The organism is Acinetobacter sp. ATCC 27244, from assembly GCF_000156555.1.
In the GTDB taxonomy this organism is placed as follows: domain Bacteria; phylum Pseudomonadota; class Gammaproteobacteria; order Pseudomonadales; family Moraxellaceae; genus Acinetobacter; species Acinetobacter haemolyticus.
The window spans coordinates 22,971-42,664 of record NZ_GG665953.1 but is presented as its reverse complement, the minus strand read 5'-3'; the positions used below and the strand labels follow the sequence as shown (position 1 = coordinate 42,664).

General features: G+C 39.7%; 17 protein-coding genes. 8 read left to right on the top strand and 9 right to left on the bottom strand.

Annotated features, from left to right (window positions below; genetic code table 11):
* Positions 1-123 precede the first annotated feature (123 nt).
* The 3 genes from greA to carA form a co-directional block, all read right to left on the bottom strand.
* Positions 124-600, bottom strand: a complete 477-nt coding sequence (gene greA / locus HMPREF0023_RS06755) for a transcription elongation factor GreA (RefSeq protein ID WP_004640296.1) — start codon at positions 598-600, stop codon at positions 124-126.
* A 92-nt stretch (positions 601-692) separates the two neighbouring features.
* Entirely contained in the window at positions 693-3,926 is a 3,234-nt protein-coding gene (gene carB, locus HMPREF0023_RS06750) for a carbamoyl-phosphate synthase large subunit (protein WP_008941573.1), read from the bottom strand.
* Positions 3,927-3,940: 14 nt separating this feature from the next.
* A complete protein-coding gene (gene carA, locus HMPREF0023_RS06745) occupies positions 3,941-5,080 on the bottom strand; it encodes a glutamine-hydrolyzing carbamoyl-phosphate synthase small subunit (protein WP_004640293.1) in 1,140 nt (379 codons plus the stop codon).
* A gap of 360 nt (positions 5,081-5,440) precedes the next feature.
* Here carA and HMPREF0023_RS06740 point away from each other — a divergent pair, with 360 nt between their 5' ends.
* Positions 5,441-5,983 carry a hypothetical protein gene (locus tag HMPREF0023_RS06740; RefSeq protein WP_004640291.1) on the top strand — a complete coding sequence of 181 codons (543 nt, stop codon included), beginning with the start codon at positions 5,441-5,443 and terminating at the stop codon, positions 5,981-5,983.
* A gap of 48 nt (positions 5,984-6,031) precedes the next feature.
* On the opposite strand, the gene HMPREF0023_RS06735 is transcribed toward HMPREF0023_RS06740, so the two are convergent.
* Both HMPREF0023_RS06735 and yhbY read right to left on the bottom strand, forming a co-directional pair.
* Positions 6,032-6,568: a DOMON-like domain-containing protein gene (locus tag HMPREF0023_RS06735; protein WP_004640289.1), complete on the bottom strand. Its 537-nt coding sequence runs from the start codon at positions 6,566-6,568 to the stop codon at positions 6,032-6,034.
* Positions 6,569-6,573: 5 nt separating this feature from the next.
* Positions 6,574-6,900, bottom strand: coding sequence for a ribosome assembly RNA-binding protein YhbY (gene yhbY / locus HMPREF0023_RS06730; RefSeq protein WP_004640287.1), 327 nt, complete (start codon positions 6,898-6,900; stop codon positions 6,574-6,576).
* 264 nt (positions 6,901-7,164) lie between these two features.
* On the opposite strand from yhbY, the gene rlmE reads away from it, so the two are divergent.
* The 6 genes from rlmE to HMPREF0023_RS06700 all read left to right on the top strand — a co-directional run bounded on the left by rlmE (position 7,165) and on the right by HMPREF0023_RS06700 (position 13,869).
* Complete coding sequence (rlmE, locus tag HMPREF0023_RS06725; protein WP_008941571.1) at positions 7,165-7,815, top strand: 23S rRNA (uridine(2552)-2'-O)-methyltransferase RlmE; 651 nt, start codon at positions 7,165-7,167, stop codon at positions 7,813-7,815.
* Positions 7,816-7,952: 137 nt separating this feature from the next.
* Positions 7,953-9,848: an ATP-dependent zinc metalloprotease FtsH gene (gene ftsH / locus HMPREF0023_RS06720; RefSeq protein WP_004640283.1), complete on the top strand. Its 1,896-nt coding sequence runs from the start codon at positions 7,953-7,955 to the stop codon at positions 9,846-9,848.
* A 133-nt stretch (positions 9,849-9,981) separates the two neighbouring features.
* Positions 9,982-10,872 (top strand): dihydropteroate synthase, encoded by an 891-nt coding sequence (gene folP / locus HMPREF0023_RS06715; RefSeq protein WP_017394875.1) that lies wholly within the window; start codon positions 9,982-9,984, stop codon positions 10,870-10,872.
* Between the two features lie 85 nt (positions 10,873-10,957).
* Positions 10,958-11,716 carry an SIMPL domain-containing protein gene (locus HMPREF0023_RS06710; protein ID WP_008941569.1) on the top strand — a complete coding sequence of 253 codons (759 nt, stop codon included), beginning with the start codon at positions 10,958-10,960 and terminating at the stop codon, positions 11,714-11,716.
* Positions 11,717-11,939: 223 nt separating this feature from the next.
* Positions 11,940-13,445, top strand: coding sequence for a vWA domain-containing protein (locus HMPREF0023_RS06705; protein WP_373868182.1), 1,506 nt, complete (start codon positions 11,940-11,942; stop codon positions 13,443-13,445).
* A 109-nt stretch (positions 13,446-13,554) separates the two neighbouring features.
* Positions 13,555-13,869 carry a DUF5713 family protein gene (locus HMPREF0023_RS06700; RefSeq protein WP_004640272.1) on the top strand — a complete coding sequence of 105 codons (315 nt, stop codon included), beginning with the start codon at positions 13,555-13,557 and terminating at the stop codon, positions 13,867-13,869.
* Positions 13,870-13,899: 30 nt separating this feature from the next.
* Here HMPREF0023_RS06700 and HMPREF0023_RS06695 read toward each other — a convergent pair whose 3' ends face one another.
* Positions 13,900-15,498, bottom strand: a complete 1,599-nt coding sequence (locus tag HMPREF0023_RS06695; RefSeq protein WP_008941567.1) for an alpha/beta hydrolase family protein — start codon at positions 15,496-15,498, stop codon at positions 13,900-13,902.
* A gap of 154 nt (positions 15,499-15,652) precedes the next feature.
* Positions 15,653-16,600 carry a DMT family transporter gene (locus HMPREF0023_RS06690; protein ID WP_008941566.1) on the bottom strand — a complete coding sequence of 316 codons (948 nt, stop codon included), beginning with the start codon at positions 16,598-16,600 and terminating at the stop codon, positions 15,653-15,655.
* Positions 16,601-17,048: 448 nt separating this feature from the next.
* Between HMPREF0023_RS06690 and pnuC the strand changes: the two genes are divergently transcribed.
* On the top strand, positions 17,049-17,651 hold the full coding sequence (gene pnuC / locus HMPREF0023_RS06685; RefSeq protein ID WP_008941565.1) for a nicotinamide riboside transporter PnuC: 603 nt from the start codon (positions 17,049-17,051) through the stop codon (positions 17,649-17,651).
* A 49-nt stretch (positions 17,652-17,700) separates the two neighbouring features.
* Here the strand turns inward: pnuC and HMPREF0023_RS06680 are convergent, their stop codons facing one another.
* Positions 17,701-18,840, bottom strand: coding sequence for a glycerophosphodiester phosphodiesterase (locus HMPREF0023_RS06680; RefSeq protein ID WP_005089465.1), 1,140 nt, complete (start codon positions 18,838-18,840; stop codon positions 17,701-17,703).
* Positions 18,841-19,046: 206 nt separating this feature from the next.
* Positions 19,047-19,694, bottom strand: a 648-nt coding sequence (locus tag HMPREF0023_RS06675; protein WP_008941563.1) for a sulfatase-like hydrolase/transferase, incomplete at its 5' end; no start/stop codon positions are given.

Genomic DNA, 19,694 nt, shown 5'->3' with positions numbered 1-19,694 from the left:
CAACTTATCAGCCGATCTTGCATTGCTATCTCTCATTTTTATTCTATTTATAAACAAGATGCCTGAAACAAAAGAACTCTTCAACCAATGAAGAGTTCTTTTGTGAATGAGTCTATCGCTGGATTAGAGATATTCCACGCTCACGATTTCATATTCAACCTCACCTTGTGGTGTTTGAATTTTGGCTTCATCGCCTTCGCTTTTCCCTAATAAACCGCGAGCGATTGGTGAGTTCACTGAGATTTTATTGATTTTAAAATCTGCTTCGTCATCACCGACGATTTTATAGGTTTTACGTTCTTCGGTATCAAGATTTTCAATTGTTACCGTGACGCCGAATACAACACGACCATTTTTCTCAAGATCTTTAACATCGATTACTTGGCAAGCACCGAGTTTGCCTTCGATATCTTGAATACGGCCTTCGCAAAAACCTTGTTGCTCACGAGCTGCATGATATTCAGCATTTTCTTTGAGGTCACCATGCTCACGTGCCTCAGCAATAGCCTGCGTAATACGTGGGCGATCGACTGTTTTTAGCTGTTGTAATTCTTTCTCTAAGGCAACCTTGCCTTCGGGAGTCATAGGATAACGTTGCATTCTGGTCCCCTCTAAATTGGTTGGGAAAATACAGGATTAAAAAAAGAAAAAGCCCGCCACCGATAAGGTGACGGGACTTTATCGGTAGAGAATTAACCTACAGTTTGTAAATCTTGCAAGCGGTATACATCCATTGGCAATTTCACAGCAAATGCTTGGCAAACTGCTTCTGCACCGTTGATGGTCGTGGTGTAATACACTTTGCCTTGGAGAGCAGCACGACGAATCATAGCCGAATCATATTGAGCTTGTTTGCCTTCAGTTGTGTTGACAATAAGATGAATTTCACCATTTTTCAAGCGGTCAACAATATGTGGGCGACCTTCTGTGACTTTGTTCACAGCTTCGCATTCCAAACCAGCTTCTTGCAGAACTTGGTAGGTACCATTAGTTGCTACAAGCTTGAAACCATAAGCAATTAGCTGCTGAGCGATGTTCGCAATATATTTCTTATCTGACTCACGAACAGATAAGAATGCATATTTCACTTCGCCCTCAGTTGGCAAACCTGGTAAGCGTTCATTTGAACCAAGCACAGCTTTGTAGAATGCTTCGCCAAAAGTTTCACCTACACCCATGACTTCGCCTGTAGATTTCATCTCAGGTCCAAGCATTGGGTCAACACCTTGGAATTTAGCAAACGGGAATACCGCTTCTTTTACCGCAAAGTGAGTCGGGATGATCTCATTAGTGAATCCTTGAGATTCCAAAGATTGACCAGCCATACAACGGGCAGCAACTTTCGCTAAAGATTCACCGATACACTTAGATACGAAAGGAACCGTACGTGATGCACGTGGATTCACTTCAAGTACATAAATGTCGTTACCTTTCACTGCAAACTGAACGTTCATCAAACCAACAACGCCAAGTTCTTTCGCCATCGCAACAGTTTGACGACGCATTTCATCCTGAACTTCTTGTGAAAGAGAGTAAGGAGGAATTGAACATGCTGAGTCACCTGAGTGAATACCAGCTTGTTCAATGTGTTGCATGATACCGCCAATCACAACATCTTTACCGTCAGATACGCAGTCTACATCAACTTCAGTTGCATCATCGAGGAAACGGTCTAGCAGAACAGGCGCTTCATTCGACGCTTGTACTGCTTCACGAAGATAACGTTTTAGTTCTTCTTCGTTATATACGATTTCCATCGCGCGACCACCTAATACATAAGATGGACGAACAACAAGTGGATAACCAACTTTAGCAGCTTCTGAGATACCTTCTTCAGCAGATTTTACAATGCTGTTGTTTGGTTGACGAAGTTGTAGACGTTGAATCATTTGTTGGAAACGTTCACGGTCTTCTGCACGGTCAATCGCATCAGGAGATGTACCGATGATTGGCGTACCTGCTTCTTCTAAAGCTCGTGCCAATTTCAAAGGAGTTTGACCGCCGTACTGTACGATTACGCCTTTCGGTTTTTCGGTACGTACGATCTCCAGTACATCTTCAAGTGTTACTGGTTCGAAGTATAAACGGTCAGATGTATCATAATCTGTAGAAACTGTTTCAGGGTTACAGTTTACCATGATGGTTTCGTAACCGTCTTCACGCATTGCGAGAGCAGCGTGAACACAACAGTAGTCAAACTCGATTCCTTGTCCGATACGGTTTGGACCACCACCAATCACCATGATTTTGTCACGATTTGATGGATTTGCTTCACATTCTTCATCGTAAGTTGAATACATGTATGCTGTGCCAGATTCGAATTCGGCAGCACAGGTATCAACACGTTTGTAAACTGGATAAACACCCAAGTTCCAACGCTGCTTACGGAATTGTTTCTGTGAAATACCCATCAAGTTGGCAATACGTAGGTCTGATAAACCTTTACGTTTGAATGAGCGGATATTGTCAGCATTCAAATCACCAAAGCCTAAAGTTTTTACTTGAGCTTCAGTTTTAACGATATCTTCAATTTGGATCAAGAACCAACGGTCAATCTTCGTTGCTTCAAACACTTCATCTAATGAGAAACCATGACGGAATGCATCGGCAACATACCAAATACGATCTGGACCTGGAACTTTAAGCTCTTTTAAGATGATGTCTTTCGCATTTGCTGTACCAACTTCGATTTTTTCATCAAAGCCACTAACACCAACTTCAAGACCACGAAGTGCTTTTTGAACAGATTCTTGGAAGTTACGACCAATTGCCATGACTTCACCCACAGATTTCATCTGAGTGGTTAATACTGGCTCAGCTTGAGGGAATTTCTCGAAGTTGAAACGTGGAATCTTAGTAACAACATAGTCAATTGCAGGCTCAAAGCTTGCTGGAGTTACACCGCCCGTGATGTCATTTTTCAATTCATCAAGGGTATAACCCACTGCAAGTTTTGCAGCGATTTTTGCAATTGGGAAACCTGTTGCTTTAGAAGCAAGTGCAGATGAACGAGAAACACGAGGATTCATCTCGATCACAACCATACGACCGTCTTTCGGGTTAATACCGAATTGAACGTTCGAACCACCTGTTTCTACACCGATCTCACGAAGAACAGCAACCGATGCATTACGCATGATTTGATATTCTTTGTCAGTCAATGTTTGAGCAGGAGCAACAGTGATTGAGTCACCTGTATGTACGCCCATTGGATCAAAGTTTTCAATTGCACATACGATAATACAGTTGTCGTTTTTGTCACGAACAACTTCCATTTCGTATTCTTTCCAACCAATTAATGATTCATCAATCAATAATTGTTTGGTCGGCGAAAGGTCAAAACCGCGCTCACAGATTTCGATAAATTCTTCTTTGTTATACGCAATACCGCCACCAGAACCACCCATTGTAAACGATGGGCGAATGATGACAGGGAAGCCAAAACGTGACTGAATTTCTAATGCATGTTCCATGCTTTCAGCAACATCCGCACGTGGACATTCTAAGCCGATTTTACGCATTGCAATGTCAAACAGTTTACGGTCTTCAGCTTTTTCAATTGCTTCTTTTGATGCACCGATTAATTCAACATTATATTTTTCAAGAACGCCATGCTCATCTAAGGCAAGGGCACAGTTCAATGCAGTTTGTCCGCCCATCGTTGGAAGAACTGCATCTGGACGTTCTTTTTCAATGATTTGTGCAACAGTTTGCCAAGTAATTGGCTCAATATAGGTTGCATCCGCCATTGAAGGATCAGTCATAATGGTTGCTGGGTTAGAGTTCACCAAAATAACGCGATAGCCTTCTTCGCGTAATGCTTTACAAGCTTGCGCACCTGAATAGTCAAACTCGCAGGCTTGACCGATGACAATAGGACCAGCACCAATAATTAAGATGCTTTTAATATCCGTACGTTTAGGCATTATTCGCTCCTTAATTACTTCTTAGCTGCTTCGATGAGTTCGATAAAATGATCGAACAATGGCGCGCAATCATGTGGACCAGGACTCGCTTCTGGGTGACCTTGGAAGCTGAATGCTGGTTTGTCAGTACGATGAATACCTTGGTTTGTACCATCAAACAATGAACGATGCGTTACTTTTAAGTTTGAAGGTAAGGTGCTTTCATCAACTGCAAAGCCATGGTTTTGAGAAGTAATCATCACTGTACCATTCTCAAGATTTTGTACAGGATGGTTGGCACCATGATGACCATGATTCATTTTCATCGTCTTTGCGCCAGAAGCAAGCGCTAAAATTTGGTGACCTAAACAAATACCAAATACTGGTAAGTTGGTGGTGTCAACAAGTGTTTTTACAGCCTCAATTGCGTAGTCACAAGCCGCTGGGTCACCAGGACCATTTGACAAGAACACGCCGTCTGGATTTAAAGCCAAAACTTTTTCAATTGGTGTTTGTGCTGGAACGACAGTGAGTTTGCAACCACGGTCTGCGAGCATACGTAAGATGTTGGTTTTGACACCATAATCGTATGCAACAACATGATATTTAAGTTCTGGTTGGGTGAAACCTTGACCTAGGGTCCAAGAACCTTCAGTCCATTCAAAACCTGCTGGATCACAACATTCTTTTGCAAGATCTAAACCGTTTAAACCGCCGAATGCACGTGCTTTTGCAATAGCTTCTTCTTCTGTAATATTTTCGCCAGCAAGGATACAACCATTTTGCGCGCCTTTGTCACGCAAAATTCGAGTGAGTTTACGTGTGTCAATATCTGCAATTGCAACAACATTGTGTTGCTCTAGATATTCACTTAATGATTGTTCAGAACGGAAGTTGCTATGCAATAAAGGAAGATCGCGGATAATCAGACCATTCGCCCATACTTTATGGATGCGACCTGATTCAACGTCTTCACTATTACAGCCAGTATTTCCAATATGAGGATAAGTCAACGTCACAAGCTGCTGTGCGTAACTTGGGTCAGTCAAAATTTCTTGATAACCAGTCATGGCAGTGTTAAAAACGACTTCACCAGTCGTACTACCCGATGCACCGATAGACGTTCCTTTAAAGATCGTTCCATCTGCGAGGGCTAAAATGGCGGGGGTGCTCAAACCAAAGCTCCTGAACTAAGACCACAAAAATAGGGCTGTAAAAAAGCGAGTAGACATAAAAAAAGGCAGGCTGTCTTTCAAAAACATGCCCCTCCTTCCAGTCTGCTCGCTTGTAACTTAACAGCGCATTATACGCATGAGTAAGTCAGAAGTCTATGTGTTTTAATTATTAAATAGAGAAATGTTCGCTCTCCGATAACGTTGTAAGTCGATAAAGGTCTATTGCTAAATCTGTCATTTTGATGACGGTCTGGTGAGATATTATGCAAATTGTCTAACAATTTTTTGGTGATTCTTACTTAAAGCGATTTATCTTATATCTAGCCAAAAAATCAACAATCAATATAGAGGGGAATCAAAATGGCTGAAAATCAAACTGCGACAACTGTTGAAGAAGTTAAAGAAACCGTTGCTGCTAAAACTGCTAAAGCAAAAGAAACTGTGACTGAGAAAACAGCAGAAGTCAAAGAAGCTGTTGCTGTGAAAGCGACCAAAGCGAAAGAAGTGATTGCAGAAACTCAGGAACAAGCGAAAGAAGTTATTGCAGAGACTCAAGAGCAAGTGAAAGAAGTGATTGCAGAAACTCAAGAAAAGATTGAGACAGAAGCAAAAGAGTTGAATCAAAATATTCAAAACCAACTTGCGCAAATTAAACAAGATCTTCTAGAACGCATTGAAGTGATCAAAACCCAACTTAACTCATCTCAAGGTAACTTGCTTGAGTTAAAAAATGCGCTTAAAACTGAGTTAAATGCTTTAATTGAAGATTTAACGAAAGTAAGTAAAGAATTGAAAGATGACATTAGCCAGATTTCTGTGAAACATAAAGAAACTCTAGTGGGCAGTTTGAAGCGCACTAAAGAACAAGCAGTTGAAGCTTGGAATAAAGTCCGTGCTAGCTAATAGAGCAGAGTGATAAAAAAAGCGAGAATTTTTCTCGCTTTTTTTTATTTAAAATTGATGCAACCAATCACGTTTGTTATGAAAGTCAGCGTGAGGGCTACTATGTTGCATTGCAAAATAATGCATACCTTGAGTGGTATTGAGCACCGCTGTAAGACCGATATAGAGATCAGACCATTTGAGTTTATGCTGTCGCATAAACTGAGACAGATCTAGACTGACATTCAAACCATAATGTGTGCGCTGTAAATGATTTAGCTCAATATCATAGGCAGCGATAGGTGGCATATCTTCTGGAAAGCGATATTCTTCAAATTGATAAACTTGCCAAGCCTGAGAAGGGGAAAGATTAATTTCTCTATAGAAATCTTCATCTTTCACACCCACAAAAATTTCAAAACATGTTTTTTCCCACAAAAAGTCATGGCGTGGGTGCGCAGTAACTTGATCTGGGTAAATTAAAAATTGATTTGGGTCACGAACCCAAAAACCAACATTCAATGTTGCTGGCGTTTGTTGCTCAATCGCTCCAACCACCGTAATGGCACTAAAGCGATCAAATGCTGACAGTTCATAACTTGCCATAATGATTACTTATTACTTAAATGAGCAAAACGAACTAAGTTTGAAAGGTGTTGGTTTTGTTTCGCTGCTTTTTTATAAAGCAAAACGATTTTACCGATTTTCTGAACAGCTTCAGCGCCTGTTGCTTCAACAATTGCATCAATGACGGCCGCGCGCGCATCACGATCTTCGCCAGCAATTTTAACTTTAATCAACTCATGGTCATTCAGTGCACGTTGAGCTTCCTCAATGACGCTTTCAGTAAGACCTTGACCGCCAATCATAACCACAGGGTTAAGTGCATGACCAATTTGACGTAAACGTTTACGTTCATGGATAGATAAAGCCGCCATTAAAAATACCTGATTCGAAAAACGACTTAGTATAACAAAACTTAGGTGTGCTTGCGGAATTTTAATTGATGCTTTGTTACCATGTAAAATGCAAAGGTGTTTTGTTTTAAATGTGTTTGAATACCCCAGTTGGTGTTGATTTCATCGATCATGATAATCAGAAAAATCTACAAAAGATCGTATTATCCATGAGTGTTTGTACTGTATTCAGCCCAAATTTAACGTACAATGACCAATCAGAAGTTTTTTGAAATTTAGTGAGTTATGGCAATACGCATTACCAACCAAAAATTGTCGAAAAGCAGTCGTGCATGGATGAGAGAGCACTTAGATGATCCTTTTGTAAAAAAAGCACAAAAGGAAGGTTATCGTGCACGTGCAGCGTACAAGCTGCTTGAAATCCAAGAAAAATATAAAATGATTAAGCCGGGAATGACGGTCGTTGACTTAGGTGCAGCACCCGGAAGTTGGTCTCAAATTGCAGGTAAACTGGTCGGATCAAATGGCCTTGTAATTGCATCTGATATCCTAGAAATGGATGCACTTCCAGATGTCACTTTTTTACAAGGTGATTTTCGAGAAGAAGATGTTTTCGAAAAATTGTTAAATATTTTAAATGGACGTCAAGTAGACGTTGTAATTTCGGATATGGCCCCCAATACATCAGGTAATAGGGCTGTTGATCAACCACGTCAAATTTATTTGTGTGAATTGGCTTTGGACTTTGCTCAAAAAGTGCTTGGACCGAATGGGCAGTTTGTGGTTAAAGTGTTCCAAGGTTCTGGCTTTGATGAGTTTAGAAAGCAAGTGGTCGATAGTTTTGATGTGTTAAAGACAGCAAAACCTGCGGCATCCCGTGCTCGATCAAAAGAGGTTTTTTTGATTGGTCAAGGCCGCAAGAAAGCGTTGCGATAAAAAGTATACTTGCCAAGTTGCTAAAAATTGTGCATTTTGTACCTTTTAAGTTTTTTGTAACGCAAATCCATTGCTGTTTTTGTGAAGGTCAGCCAAGATTAGGTATGATCAAATTAGATTGATATGGGAATAAAGCCTTGAGCGATTACTTCAAGAATGCCGTATTGTGGCTCGTCATACTCGGTGTTCTGATTTTGATTTTTAGCAACGTCAGTGACCGAAATAAGCCTGCGGCGATGAAATATTCTGATTTCGTTGCGGCGGTGAATGCTGGACAAATTAAACAAGTTACAATTGATGGTTTAAATATCAGTGGTGAGAAAACAGATAACTCTTCATTCGAGACTGTTCGTCCACAAGTAGAAGACACTCAGTTGCTACCAAGCTTGAATAAGCACAATGTCGTAGTTGAAGGTATTGCACCACAACGCCAAGGCATTTTGATGCAACTTCTCATTGCAAGTTTCCCTATTTTATTAATTATTCTGTTGTTCATGTTCTTTATGCGCAATATGGGTGGGGGAGCCGGTGGTAAAAATGGTCCGATGAGTTTTGGTAAATCAAAAGCGAAGATGCTCTCTGAAGACCAAATCAAAGTGACCTTTACTGATGTTGCAGGCTGCGATGAAGCCAAACAAGAAGTGGTTGAAATCGTAGACTTCTTAAAAGACCCTTCTAAGTTTAAGCGTCTTGGTGCAACGATTCCGCGTGGCGTGTTAATGGTTGGTCCACCAGGTACCGGTAAAACCTTATTGGCCAAAGCAATTGCTGGTGAAGCTAAAGTTCCTTTCTTTAGTATCTCAGGTTCAGACTTTGTTGAAATGTTCGTGGGTGTAGGTGCTTCGCGTGTTCGTGATATGTTTGAACAAGCTAAGCGCAATGCGCCGTGTATCATCTTCATCGATGAGATTGATGCTGTTGGTCGTCACCGTGGTTCAGGTACAGGTGGTGGTCATGATGAGCGTGAGCAAACCTTAAACCAAATGCTTGTTGAAATGGACGGTTTTGAAGGCAATGAAGGCGTGATCGTGATTGCAGCAACCAACCGTGTTGATGTATTAGATAAAGCTTTACTTCGCCCAGGACGTTTTGACCGTCAAGTGATGGTTGGATTGCCAGACATTCGTGGTCGTGAGCAAATTCTCAACGTGCACTTGAAAAAGTTACCTTCAGTCACTGGTGTGGACGTTAAGATTCTTGCACGAGGTACACCCGGGTTTTCTGGTGCACAATTGGCAAACTTGGTGAACGAAGCTGCATTATTTGCTGCTCGCCGTAATAAAAACACGGTCGATATGCATGATTTTGAAGATGCAAAAGATAAGATTTACATGGGGCCTGAGCGTAAATCGATGGTGATTCGTGAAGAAGAGCGTCGAGCGACAGCTTATCATGAAGCAGGGCATGCGATTGTTGCTGAGATCTTACCGGGTACTGATCCTGTGCATAAAGTAACGATTATGCCACGTGGTTGGGCACTGGGTGTCACTTGGCAGCTTCCTGAACAGGATCAAACCAGCCACTATAAAGACAAGATGTTAAATGAACTATCTATCTTGTTTGGTGGACGTATTGCTGAAGAAATTTTCATTAATCAAATGTCAACTGGTGCATCAAATGACTTTGAGCGTGCGACAAAAATGGCACGTGCAATGGTCACTAAGTACGGTATGTCTGATGCGCTTGGTGTCATGGTTTATGAAGATGAGAATCACAATGGCTTCTTTGGTAACGTTGGTAGTCGTACCATTTCTGAAGCAACTCAACAGAAAGTGGATGAAGAAGTTCGTCGTATTCTTGATCAGCAATACAAAGTTGCACGTGATATCTTAGAAAACAACCAAGAAATTGCACATGCGATGGTAAAAGCGTTGATGGAATGGGAAACTATTGATCGTGACCAAATCCGTGACATCATGGAAGGTCGTGAACCACAACCACCAAAAGTCTATGTCGCTGAAAATCCTGTGGCTGATTTTGAACCACCGAAAGATGGTCCATCTACACCACCACCATTGCCAGCGATGAGCTAATGTAGCGATCCAATATAAGAGCGACTTCGGTCGCTCTTTTTTTGTTTAACTTTTCGATGAAGCTGAAAATAAATCAACTCTGAGTGGGTGGCTGTCTTGCTAAGATAGTCTGATTAAAATGTGGAGAGTTTTGATGCAGTTAATGCCATTACCACAATCTCAATTAAGCTGTGGACGTTTTACTTTAGATTTATCCCAGCCACAGATTATGGGTATTTTGAATGTTACACCTGATTCATTTAGTGATGGTGGATTGCATTATCAAAAAGACCAAGCGATTCAACGTGCTATACAAATGATGGAAGATGGTGCAAGTATCATCGATATTGGAGGAGAGTCAACACGTCCAAATGCATCCCCTGTTGCCATCGAAGAGGAAATTCGCCGTGTAATACCTGTTGTTGAGGCGCTATCTCGATATGATGTGGTGATGTCGATTGATACCAGTCAGCCAGAGGTGATACGAGCCGCTATACAAGCTGGTGCTCATATCTGGAATGATGTGCGTGCTTTAACACGTCCTCATGCATTGGAAACTGCAAGTGAGCTTAATATTCCTGTGATATTGATGCATATGCGCGGTGAACCAACCAATATGAACCAATTAGATCAATATCATGATGTAACTGAAGATGTGATGCTTGAGTTACAACAACGGCTTGATCAAGCTTTAGCAGTTGGAATAAGAAAAGAAAATATTATTATTGATCCTGGTTTTGGTTTTGCTAAAAATGCCCAACAGAACTTTCAACTGTTGAATGAGTTTTGGAAGCTAAATCAGATGGGCTACCCCATCTTATCTGGGTTATCTCGTAAACGTTTTATTGGTGAGGCATTAAATGGTGTACCTGCACCAGAACGTGCGGTAGGAAGCGTGATGGGACATATGTTGAGTATTCAGCAGGGGGCAAGCATTGTTCGGGTGCATGATGTGAAAGCGACCCATGATGCGATCAATGTATGGAAAATGATGCAAAAAAAATTCGGGGCATGGTTGAAGTTTCAACAGAACTTAAATCTATAGGCAAGTTAATGGCATAGGACATGCTATTGACTTGCTGGGTTAGATTAAATATAACAAAGTTATAACTGGGTTGAGTGAAATAAAAATGGAAAATAAAACAATAACATATATAAGTTTATGGGTTTTTGCATTCATTCTGAGCTTAGGGTTTGTCATTTCAGCTGCGGTAATGGGATATTCACTCAAACAATTTAATAGCACAAAAAATTCAATTACAGTCAAAGGATTAGCTGAAAAACCAATTCAAGCAGATTCAGCACGTTGGGAAATTCATTTACAAACAAATAACACCTCAAATACGGTTGCGGAAGCTTATCAATTATTGGATGAGCAGATGAAAGCTGTGCAAAAGTTTTTTGTTGATCGTGGATTTAAAAATGAAGATTTGCAGTTAGGCAATAAAAGTTCTCAATCTTATTATGAAGATGTTGAATTTGGTGATGGCAGAAGCAAACGGGAATTTAAAGGCTATATTGCAATGCAAACAATAGTCTTGAATAGTCAAGATATTGCAAAGATTGAGAATGCTGCCAAAGATACCTATTTACTCGATGAAAAGGGAGTTAGCATTCAGCAGCGACCAGATTATTTGGTCTCCAATTTAGAAGAAATAAAAATGTCGCTAATTGCCAATGCAACCCAAAATGCCTATCTACGTGCGAATGAGTTTGCAAAGGTTGGTAGCGTTAAAGTAGGTGCTATGCGTTCAGCCAGTCAGGGTGCTTTCTATATTCTGCCAGAGAGTGGCTCAGATAGTGATAGTGATTATGGTGGAGCTTATGATAAAACGACAATTAACAAAATTGCTCGTGTTGTGGTGACTATTAATTATGCGATTGAATGATTAAGTTAAAAAAAATATTGAAGATCAATTTGAATATGGTGTCTTTTTATTTTCTACATAAAATAATTTGAATTATACCGTATGTTTGGAAACACAATAAAATTAGGAATATGACTAAATGCAGCATTCAGCAAAAATATTGACCTTGAGTGTACTCAGTTTTGTAGTGATAGGATGTAGTTATCCTGTTCAACAGCATAGCATTCAAACAAGCGATGTCATTATGCCAGCACCTATTGCTGCGCGGAGTCATATTGCACATAAAGCAGCTTATAATGCTGTGATGCCTACAATGGAAAGACCACGTCTAGAGCAAGATACTGAAAAGTATCAAAAAAATGAGGTTAATCCAGTTCATCGTGTTACAGATCAGGCAGTTTCAACATTTAGTATAGATGTGGATACGGGAAGTTACACCAATACGCGTCGATTCTTAAATGATGGTCGATTACCACCTGTTGATGCGGTACGAATTGAAGAGATGATTAATTATTTTGATTATCAATATCCGCAGCCAAATGGTGTACATCCATTTTCTGTCACCACCGAGACAGTTGATTCCCCTTGGAAAGAAAATGCAAAACTGATTCGAATTGGTATTCAAGCAAAAGATCTTGCACTTCAACAATTACCACCTGCGAATTTGGTTTTTTTGGTGGATGTTTCTGGCAGTATGAGTGCTGCTGATAAATTACCTTTAGTGAAACAAACTTTGCGAATATTGACTGAGCAATTAAGAGCACAAGATAAAGTCACGATCATTACCTATGCGAGTGGTGAAAAGCTGGTACTTGAACCGACGTCTGGCGAACAAAAAGAAAAGATCTTGGCTGTGATTAATGGTTTACGTGCTGGCGGAGCAACAGCAGGTGAACAAGCAATTCAATTGGCATATAAACAAGCTGAAAAAGCTTTTGTCAAAAATGGAATTAATCGAATTTTATTGGCGACAGATGGTGATTTTAATGTGGGTATTACTGATTTCAGTACCTTGAAAGGGATGGTGGCTGAAAAACGTAAAAGTGGGATTTCTCTAACGACATTGGGTTTTGGCACCGGCAATTATAATGAACAGCTCATGGAACAACTGGCCGATGCTGGAGATGGGAACTACAGCTATATTGATAATAAAAATGAAGCAAAGAAAGTGGTACAACGGCAACTTTCTTCTACGCTTGCCACTGTTGCACAAGATGTTAAAATTCAAGTGGAGTTTAACCCTGCGACCGTAAAAGAATATCGTTTAGTAGGTTATGAAAATCGTATGTTGAAGCAAGAAGATTTTAACAACGATCAGGTTGATGCGGGAGATATTGGGGCTGGACATAATGTCACAGCACTATATGAAATCATTCCTGTCGGGCAGCAAGGTTGGCTCAATGATTCACGTTATCAAAGCTCAGTTAAAATAGACAGTACGAAAAAATCCGAATATGCCTTTGTGAATCTACGTTATAAGTTGCCGAATCAAGAGAAGAGTATTTTGTTGAATCAGCCAATAAAAGTGGGGAGTAAAACACTTGCTCAAGCGCATGGCGATACTCGTTTTGCCGTGGCTGTCGCAGCGTATGCTCAGCAATTAAAAGGTGGACAATATAATGGTTCAATGGGCTGGGATCAAATTATTCAGTTGGCACAGCAGTCGTCAAAACCAGATCCTTATCAGATGAGAGAAGAGTTTATAGAACTTGCTAAAATCGCTAAGAGTTTAAGTGCAAACAAAGATTAGTATTTATTTATAGAAGGCGGTCGGAAAGACCGCTTTTTTTATGCCTAAATATCGTGATTTATGCTGGAGTATGTTATAAGCAAGGCGTTTTATTGGCATATGATTTTTTATGTTTGAAAATTTACTTCTCCCGATGTTTGACGACGAATATTATCCCGATATTTTGGTTGCGGAAGTCAAACAACATATTCAACAGTTTGCAAAAAAAGTGGGGCGCGCAGATTTATCTGAGTCTGAAATCTATCGTTTTGCTCATCAAACCATGATTGAAATTAATGAAATGAAGCCGCAATTTGAAGATCTAGACTCGAGTTTGGATGATACGGCAGCGGATTATATTGCTGAAGCTATGATGATGGTGGTGCAAGATGTTGGGCATTTAGAAATTGAAATGGAAGAATTAATTGCCAATCGAGAGTGGTGATAAACCATTCTCGACGACTTGGCTAAGTCATTATTGTACTGAATTTTCTATCGACCAAAGCTTCGGTAAAATGATTGCTCCTGAAATCCCCGCTTTAATTCTTGGCTGTTTAATTCTTTTATAATAGATACTTTCAGTATTTATGAATAATCCTAAAGTGTCACCGACCTCTAATCTTGTATTGATACTTGATAGTTCAATATCTTGGGTTACTCCGTGTTGAGCTGAGCCTAATATGATTTGGTCGTATTGATGCTTTTTATCAAGGTTAAATGGTGTGGTTTGTTCATTTACGATTTGATATTTGCCCGTTTGTTTAGATTTGATGGCAAGAGAAATAAATAGGGTGGGTGATGTACTTTCCTCAGCTTCAACTTTCAATTTTAATAATGGGTTACCTGTAATATATTGTGCATGTTCAGCAACTTGAATAGGTACAAATACGGCTTGGGTTTCTGTCGCCGTAATTTTTGTTGGTGTGATTGTGTACGTTGTATTTGCCATTAGATCTTGCAAAGAGCGGACTGGACTGTTATCCACACACAGTTCATCGAGATTTGGTTTTTCACTTTGATCTTTAAGTTGATGATTCAACCAAGCAAGGATCGTGTCTTGTAAATTATATTTCTGCTTATTGCCACATTGTACTGTTTTGCCAATATACCAAAACGGTGTTTGACCTGATGGTGAACTTTGTGCAAAAGGTTGTAAATGTCCGCCTTCAACACCGATTAGATGCACATCTTTTTGCGCATTTTTAATACATTTTGCTGCTTTTACACCTTCATTAAATGGAAATAATACATCCCTAAAACCTTGAATAATCAATGCATTGGCCTGTGGTTTTTGATTGTGTTCGCAAAACCATTTTGCCTGATGTCGTTGTAAGAAGTGGTAAGAAGAAGGATCTAGTTGTCCTTGTTGAGTGGATCTATAGGCCTGTTTGAGTTCTGGATCAAATTTATTCCAATTCCACCAATCCCCAATTAGGTTTAGAAAACTGATCCAGTTACTTTTAGGGACGCCATTGGGGGCCAGACTGTTTACAATGTCATACCACGTCGTAATAGGAACAATCGCTTGCAAGCGCGGATCCAAGGCTGAGGCTAGATATTGTACGCCACCAGCATAGGATTCACCGATCATGCCTGTACGCACGCCGTTTTGATTGATTGCTAACTGAGGTAAATTCTTTTCTGCCCAGTCCATGATGGTAATGATGTCTTGAGCTTCTTTTTCAGGATCAGTTAGACGGATTTTTCCTTGGCTATTACCATGACCACGTTGGTCGTAACTAATGACCCAATAGCCTTGTTTCCATGCCGATTTGGCGACTTGTCCAGTCGGTAATAAAAAACCGTATAAGCTCAGCTCAGGACGTTTCATGCGTGATAAACCGAAACCATGCGTATGCAATAGCAACGGTGCTGTTTGATTGGCCTCTAACTTAGGCTGGTATACCGTAAATGCCAGCACCGTGCCGTCGGCAGTGATTGTTTTAGCTTGATAAAAGCGTTGTTTTAAAACGGCTGTTTTCTGTGGATGCAAGGCAGATTGATGGGTATGATAAGCACAGCCTTGTAAAACCAAAGCAAAACTTAAAATAAACCACAAAACGTAAGTACGCATCGATTTTTCATCCTTGAATAAATCTTTGGGAAGTCACGCTATAAATCAAAAGGAACTGATCTGTTTAAGCATCATTTCAGTTCCTTTCCGTGAGTCATTGCATAATATAATACACATGTTCTGATCATTTATCAGACTCAGCAGTTTTTATATCTTATCTAGACCATTGTTTGGGATAGACATACATGATTAACCCGATTGCTAAGCAAACCAAACCCATAAATAAGTGCGAGCTAAAAGGCTCCTGATTTAGCGTTATTCCCCAGAGTGTTGCCAAGGCAGGGGTTAAAATTGTGGTGAGCATTACCGTTGTGGGTTTGAGCTTCTGTATCAAATGAAAATAAAACATCATCGCAAGAACAGAGGAAAACAAAGCACTATATATTAAAGCTAACGATGTTTGTAAGTTCGGTAACTGTGTTGGTGCTTCAGTGTAAAAAAAAGCAATAAGACCGAGATAACCTAACCATGACACTAAAGTTGATCCAGCCGTTTGTACGATTGGATGTATTTCGGCTTTAATTTTGTTTACTGCAAACATGGACAGTACATACAGCAAAACAGCAATAATTTGGTAAGCAACACCAAGCATATCCAGTTGAATTTCTTCAGTTGCCAGACCGAGTGTCAGTACTAGACCAAATATCGCTAATACTAGACCAACCCATTGCAGAATTAAAAAGCGTTCTTGTTTTAAAATAAATACCGCGATTAATCCCGACCATAGTGGAGCCGTTGCATAGATGATTGAAATCATACTCGAAGGTACGCGTGTTGCGCCCAGATAGCAAAACGCCATAGACCCAAATAATCCAATTGCACCAGCAGCATAGCTAAGTAAAGCTTTTGCATTGCATGTTAGCTTTAGTTTGAAATACAACAAGCAGATGTAAACTAAAGGAATGGCGAGACTAAATCGTAGAAATAAGCCCCACGCCCAATGCAGTTCATTGACTGTCCATACCGCCGCTAAGGGGGTAAATGACCAAATCAGAGTGACTGCAATAAATTGACCGACTGTTGCGAGGCGAGGGTATGTAGACACAATAGTCGGCTGTATCTGTGTGGTGGGCAGTAAACTTTTTTCATGTAGTTGAGACATGGGTAAACTCCAGTGATGACAACGTCATCTTGATTTTTAGGCAACAAAAAAGGCCACGTTTGAGGTGACCTTGTCATTTCATATGATGTTCTATTTATAGATATTCATGAGATGAAATCGATGGATAAAGTCTCCTCGCAATAAAATGCAGACACGTCGCCATGTGGCACTGACGTGAGTGCAATCAACGATGTGATTTGTGCGAGTTGAGGAAACTTGTAGTGTGAACATTGATAGATCATAAAAAATAGTTATGTATTTTTATAACACAACCATTGCTGAATAAATAGCCACTCTAAAAATTAAAATGCTTTCTACAATTCTATTTCGGCCCTTAACTAAAATATAAAAAGGTAATAAATCATTCCATATAAAACGAAGGAACAGAAAAACAATCAGTGAGGCATTTTGAGATTTAGCTGTTGCTTAAATCTAGGATTTTTTCATAATGTCACGATCGAATATTCAAAGAAGTTGTCTTTTGTCTGCATTAGAAATTATTGCCGTCATCATTAGCCTGATAGGAGTAACATTAACCATACAACGGAATATGTGGTGTTGGTGGTTCAATATTTTGGCTTGTTCATTATATGCTTACATTTTCTTCACCTATAAATTGTATGGTGAAACCATCTTACAATTTTTCTTTATCGTGTTTAATTTCTATGGTTTTTATTATTGGTTAAAAGGGCAACGTCAAGATCATGAGATTCGTATCGAGCCGATCAATCGAACGAGTGCATTGGCACAAATATGTTTAGCTGCAACTGGTGGTTTAATTTTTGGCATGGTTTTGAAGTATTGTACGGATGCTTCACTTCCTATGTTGGATTCTCAACTTGCAGCCTTTAGTTTACTTGCAACCTATTGGACCAGCCAAAAGCATATTGCTACTTGGTTACTTTGGATCATCATCGATATTGTCTATGTGGGAATGTTTCTCTACAAAGAGTTATTATTGACGGCAGGGCTTTATGCAGCTTTTGTTGGTTTGGCAACTTATGGTTGGTGGCAATGGCAACAGGTTCGACAAAAACAGTTAACACATTAAATGACAGTGTAGGGGAGCACCATGTGGTTCTCCCCATCAATGATAAAACTTATTTGCTTTGACCTAAATAATTTTGGACTGCTTTGCGGGCTATTGCTGGATCATCAGCAAAAATACCATCTACTCCTGCTTTAAAATATAACTGCATTTCTTTAATTGCACCATCTGGGCAGCGTTCAGAAACATTTTCTTTATCCGCACACTTTAACGTATCGGGCATATAATAATTTTCTGGACGGAAAGTATAAGGATGAACTTTTAAGCCAACTTGATGAGCATCAGTGATAAACGATGTGGTTTTGGTCATTTCCTCATCTTCAAAAATATATGGCTTCCAAGGGCCAACACCATTTGCATAAGTTGCAACCTCTTTTAAACCTTCAGCGGTGGCCATATCTGCATAAGTTGTTTTAATATTTTGCACCACATAATCTGCGGGTTTTGTTGTTTTTTCATCATAGAGTTGAATGAGTTGTGCATGTTTGATGCTTTTATGTTGGTCGAGCTGTTGTTTTAAATATTTAAGATTTCCCACTTCAAACGACTGTAAATAAACTGGTGCGATATCTCTTGTGTAGCGATATTTTGCTAGGGTTTTAAGTAGTGTATCTTCCATAGCAAGGTTTTGTTGTTGAAAGAACGTTGGGTGTTTAGTTTCAATATAAAGACCAATAATTTTACCTGTCTTTTTATAGTGTGCTTCCGTCAATTCAATAATTTGTTCTAATGTCGGTACTGTATACAAATCATTATATTGTTGATTCGCCGGTCGATATTGTGGGATACGTTCGCGTGCTTTGAGTTGTTGTAATTCTTGCAAGGTAAAATCTTCAGTGAACCAGCCTTCATAGCGGACACCGTCAATCACTTTTTCTGTTTTTCGATTTGCAAACTCTGGAAGACTGGCAACATTCGTTGTTCCACTAATTTCGTTTTCATGACGAGCGACCAAAACGCCATCTTTAGTCGAAACCAAATCTGGTTCGATGAAGTCTGCGCCATCATCAATGGCCTTTTGATATGCTTCCAATGTATGTTCAGGACGAAGTGCACTCGCGCCTCGATGCCCAACCACTAAAATCTGGGGGAGCTGATATTCTGTTTTGTTCGTATTTGATTGATCGTTGTTATCGTTGTTGCAACCAACAAGCGTAAAAAGGCAGAGACTAAGAACGGATTTCTTTAACATCGTAAAACTCATGTGCTTTTATTAATTGTATTAGTTTGCAAATAAAATTTATCAAATGGATGACAGTTTGATGATTATTTTGTGAAAATAAAAAGAAAATTGTGGTGTAAAGCTTGCTGGGTAAGCAACAAGCTTTATCATTTGTTAAAAATGATCAATCAAGAGTATTTGTGTGTATCACTAGACTCTACTCAGATCGATGATGCTTAATGCTTTTTTTGCCAGTAGGGCCAATTTATTTCAGGGCTAAAGTGATAGTTAGAATCAAACCAATACGATTGAGGCGGCGCATATTTGTCCTTCAGACCCATGATCTTCATCAGATTATTGTCTAGTTCAGCCGTATTTAAAGTTGTAGTGAGATCGACGCCAACAGATGGCATATGGTCATACCACATGATGACAGGCACTTGATAACCTGCTTTAGTATTTGGACTATGTCCTGCATAGTCTAACTCGTGACCTACTTCATTGCCATGATCGGATACCACGGTAAATGAACGTTGATCTAGATCCTTTTGAGTGGTTAAGGCATCAAAGAACTGAGCCAATAAAGTATCTTGATATAAAATGGCATTGTCATAATGATTGCGCATTGAACGAATCCACGGATCAATATCATTTTTCTTGAGTGACATTTCTACAGCATCATTACTATTACTATTAAATTTATTAAACGCAATTGGATAACGTTCTTGATAGTTTGGATGTGTCCCAATCATATGCAGAATAATTAGTTTTTTAGGTTCAGGATCAGCCAAAGCTTGTTCATAAGCAGGAATTAATTTTTCATCTAAAGATGTGCTACTACGACCTGAGCGGGTGTTTTTATAGATGGCTTTATCCGCATAAGC

Excerpts from the sequence above, each read along its gene's own strand:
- HMPREF0023_RS06705 (WP_373868182.1), top strand. The coding sequence starts at position 11,940 with ATGCCAGCACCTATTGCTGCGCGGAGTCATATTGCACATAAAGCAGCT.
- greA (WP_004640296.1), bottom strand. The coding sequence starts at position 600 with ATGCAACGTTATCCTATGACTCCCGAAGGCAAGGTTGCCTTAGAGAAA.
- HMPREF0023_RS06690 (WP_008941566.1), bottom strand. The coding sequence starts at position 16,600 with ATGTCTCAACTACATGAAAAAAGTTTACTGCCCACCACACAGATACAG.
- HMPREF0023_RS06700 (WP_004640272.1), top strand. The coding sequence starts at position 13,555 with ATGTTTGAAAATTTACTTCTCCCGATGTTTGACGACGAATATTATCCC.
- HMPREF0023_RS06740 (WP_004640291.1), top strand. The coding sequence starts at position 5,441 with ATGGCTGAAAATCAAACTGCGACAACTGTTGAAGAAGTTAAAGAAACC.
- HMPREF0023_RS06710 (WP_008941569.1), top strand. The coding sequence starts at position 10,958 with ATGGAAAATAAAACAATAACATATATAAGTTTATGGGTTTTTGCATTC.
- HMPREF0023_RS06735 (WP_004640289.1), bottom strand. The coding sequence starts at position 6,568 with ATGGCAAGTTATGAACTGTCAGCATTTGATCGCTTTAGTGCCATTACG.
- pnuC (WP_008941565.1), top strand. The coding sequence starts at position 17,049 with ATGTCACGATCGAATATTCAAAGAAGTTGTCTTTTGTCTGCATTAGAA.
- yhbY (WP_004640287.1), bottom strand. The coding sequence starts at position 6,900 with ATGGCGGCTTTATCTATCCATGAACGTAAACGTTTACGTCAAATTGGT.
- HMPREF0023_RS06695 (WP_008941567.1), bottom strand. The coding sequence starts at position 15,498 with ATGCGTACTTACGTTTTGTGGTTTATTTTAAGTTTTGCTTTGGTTTTA.
- HMPREF0023_RS06680 (WP_005089465.1), bottom strand. The coding sequence starts at position 18,840 with ATGTTAAAGAAATCCGTTCTTAGTCTCTGCCTTTTTACGCTTGTTGGT.
- folP (WP_017394875.1), top strand. The coding sequence starts at position 9,982 with ATGCAGTTAATGCCATTACCACAATCTCAATTAAGCTGTGGACGTTTT.
- carB (WP_008941573.1), bottom strand. The coding sequence starts at position 3,926 with ATGCCTAAACGTACGGATATTAAAAGCATCTTAATTATTGGTGCTGGT.
- rlmE (WP_008941571.1), top strand. The coding sequence starts at position 7,165 with ATGGCAATACGCATTACCAACCAAAAATTGTCGAAAAGCAGTCGTGCA.